General features: G+C 72.8%; 4 protein-coding genes. 1 reads left to right on the forward strand and 3 read right to left on the reverse strand.

Translation table 11 applies throughout. The annotated features are described in order from the left end of the window. Together C1J00_RS41310 and C1J00_RS41315 are read right to left on the reverse strand one after the other, a co-directional pair. Window positions 1–194, reverse strand: a 194-nt coding sequence (locus tag C1J00_RS41310; protein ID WP_146046369.1) for a hypothetical protein, incomplete at its 3' end; no start/stop codon positions are given. Then, complete coding sequence (locus C1J00_RS41315; protein ID WP_102913963.1) at window positions 191–1282, reverse strand: phosphotransferase family protein; 1092 nt, start codon at window positions 1280–1282, stop codon at window positions 191–193. The genes C1J00_RS41310 and C1J00_RS41315, both read right to left, overlap by 4 nt. 161 nt (window positions 1283–1443) lie before the next feature. On the opposite strand from C1J00_RS41315, the gene C1J00_RS41320 reads away from it, so the two are divergent. Then, window positions 1444–2172 (forward strand): TetR/AcrR family transcriptional regulator, encoded by a 729-nt coding sequence (locus tag C1J00_RS41320; protein WP_102913964.1) that lies wholly within the window; start codon window positions 1444–1446, stop codon window positions 2170–2172. Here C1J00_RS41320 and C1J00_RS41325 read toward each other — a convergent pair. Next, on the reverse strand, window positions 2138–2962 hold the full coding sequence (locus tag C1J00_RS41325; RefSeq protein ID WP_102913965.1) for a DUF427 domain-containing protein: 825 nt from the start codon (window positions 2960–2962) through the stop codon (window positions 2138–2140). The genes C1J00_RS41320 and C1J00_RS41325 overlap by 35 nt on opposite strands.

Here is a 2962-nt window from a genome sequence, read left to right on the forward strand (position 1 = left end):
GGGAACGCGTAGAGCCGGCTGGCGTCCCGGTACGGCCCCGTCGCACACAGGCAGTCGAGCCAGGTGGGCGTCTGGGTGACACAGATGTCCTGGTCCCGCGCGGCCAGTTCCCACCATGTCGCCCGCGGGACCGGGGTGGTGACATGCGCGGGACCGGACGCGGTGTCGATGAGGAGTTCGGCTGATGTGTTCACGGCGTTCTCCTGCGGTGACCGGGGCTCCGCGCCGCTTCCCGGGCGGGCGCCTCGCCCTCGTGCGCCAGTACCTCCACGAGCACGGACACGACGTTGTCGGCGACCCACCGGTGGCTGCGCGCGTACCGGGCCGACTTCTCCAGGTTCCCCGCGACGTGCCAAAGCCAGGTCAGCAGCGTCACGGCCGTCTCCGCCCGCGGGCCGGAGGGCAGGGCCCGCACACCGGCGAGCAGCCGCCGGTCCTCGGGCAGCAGAGAGGCCCGCCGCACCACATCGGCCACGACCCCGCCGAACTCCCGCCCGGAGAGCTGGTGCCGCATGGCCAGCACGAAGGTGTGGCAGTCGAGCAGGCAGGGGCCGTCCGGGACCGCGCCCGCCCAGTCGATCACCCCGGTCAGGGTCCCCCGGCGCTCCGACAGCAGCACGTTGCCGGGGTGGAAGTCGCCGTGCGTCCACCCCACCAGCAGATGACGTCCGGCCAGATCGCGCTCCATCCGTTCGCGCACGGCCGCCAGGGCCTGTGCGCCCTTCCCGTGGCGGCACCAGCGAACCTCCTCGGCGAGGACGGCCAGCCGGGGCTTCACCCAGCCGGCCAACCGGTCCGTCACCTCCTGCGTCCGCCCGGTGGCGCGATGCAGCTCGCGGATCGCCGTGAGGGCGGACACGCTGACGCGGCGGGCCGGCTCCGGCGAGCGCCGCAGCAGTACGTCGGCCTCCACACCGGGCAGGCAGGTCTCCACCAGTAGCGGCAGCGGCCCGTCCAGACGCCGTTCCTCCACCACGGGGAGCAGCCGCCGCCACGCGCCGAGCCGCTCGTCCCGGGTCAGCTGCCGCACCGCCTCGCACTCGTGCGCCAGCGAGGCGGCGGCGCGGGCGCTGCGGGGATGCTTGACCACGGCTGACTGCGAGTCGCCGTCGTCGAGCCGGAAGACGAGCAGATCGGAGAAGGTGCGCCGGGGCCGGTGCGGGTCGCCTTCCGCGCCGAGCGAGGCCGTGAGCCTGCGGGCCGCCACCGCGTCGACGGGACGGGTCACAAGAGGGACGGGACGCAGGGGGAGGAGGCCCCTCAGCTCCTCGGTGAACGTCACCCGGCACTCCCTTCAGCCAGATGCTCACAACTAGCCCTATATCACCTTCTTTCATCTTCAGTGCAGCTCGGCTGAGGTGCGACTCGGCCCGCATCGTGTATGTGTACGTCGTAGAAGAGCCGGCCCCGCCGGCCCCGTCCTTCGGTACACGAGGAGGCAGCATGGCGAACGGCCGTGGTCCACGCGAGGCCCGCCGCGCCAGCGACCGCGGCCGCTACGGCCGGCTGAACCGGGAGCGGGTGCTGGCCAGCGCCCTGGCGCTGGTGGACCGTGAAGGGCTCTCTGCGCTCAGCATGCGCCGCCTCGGCACGGAGCTCGGCGTGGAGGCCATGGCGCTCTACCGGTACGCGTCGAGCAAGGACTCCCTGCTCGACGGCCTGGTCGAGGCGCTGTACCTGGAACTGGAGGAGCGGCTGGCCGCCGACCCCGGCCAGGACCCCGACTGGCGGGCGGGGCTGCACCGGAACGCCCGGGCCACCTACGAGGTGTGCCTCACGCACCCCCAGGCCGTACCGCTGCTCGCCACCCGTCTGCTGGCGGTGCCACTGGCCCGGAGGCCCGCCGCGGTCCTGCGCGATCACGAGAGGGTGCTGACCCTGCTGCGGGGCGCCGGTTTCGACGAGACGACCGCGGCAGAGGTGTTCCGCGCCTTCACGGCCTGGCTGCTGGGCTACGTGTTCGTGGAACTGCGACCCACGGTGGACAACCCCGACGAGACCGACCCGGCCTTCCGTCTCGGACTGCACCGGCTGTCCGCGAAGGAGCTGCCGATGCTGCGGGAGACGGCGGCGGCGCTCGCCGAGCGGGGCGGCCCGGAGGGTCTCGCGGCCGGGCTGGACGCCCTGCTCGACAGCTTCACGAGCGGCTCCTCTTCCGCAGCATCCCGCTGAACGGCGTGTCCGGCCGTTCCAGGCGCTCGCCGTCGAGCGTGATGTCGACGACCTCGTTGAAGAAGGCCACCCGCCCCCGGATCGCCGCCACCGCGGGCAGCGGCTCCGGGTAGGTCCACACGAGGTTGGGCGGCACATCGGCGTCGCCGCGCCAGGACCAGTACGAGGCGGTGCCCTTGTAGGGGCATCCGGTGTGGTGGCCGGTGGCGTCGAGCAGGTCGAGGCGGACGTCCTCGCGGGGGAGGTAGTAGCGGGTGGGCAGGGAGGTCTCGAAGAGCAGGACGGGGTCGTGGCTGTCCGCGACGACCTGCCCGTCGATCTCGACCCGCACGTGCCGGCTGCTGGGCAGCGCGTCGACGCGTTTGTGCGGGTCCCGCGGGTGGATGAAGATCTCCTCGTCCTCCTCGTACCAGTGGTCGAGGCCCGTGTCGGTGCGCAGGAACCACTCGAAGGCGATGTGACCGGCCAGGTCGTCGGCGGGGAACGTCCAGGCCGCATTCTTCCGTACCTCGCCGTCCGCGTCGAGGTCGTAGAAGATCCGGGAGCCGGTGTGGGCGCCCGTGGGCGGGCTCGCGGCCGGGCGGAGGAGGTCGGTGCGGACGTCCTCGCGGGGGAAGACGTACTGCGGCACGGGCAGGTGGGGTTCCCAGACGAGTACGGGGTGCCGGCTGTCGACGACGATGACGTCGCCCTTGCGGCCGCGTACCCAGCGCTCGCTGGGCTCCCACATCAGGCCTTCCGGGGTGGTTCTGATCGAGTGGGCGCCGGGGTGGGCCGGATGGGGGGTCAT

It is taken from the genome of Streptomyces cahuitamycinicus, assembly GCF_002891435.1.
In the GTDB taxonomy this organism is placed as follows: Bacteria; Actinomycetota; Actinomycetes; order Streptomycetales; family Streptomycetaceae; genus Streptomyces; species Streptomyces cahuitamycinicus.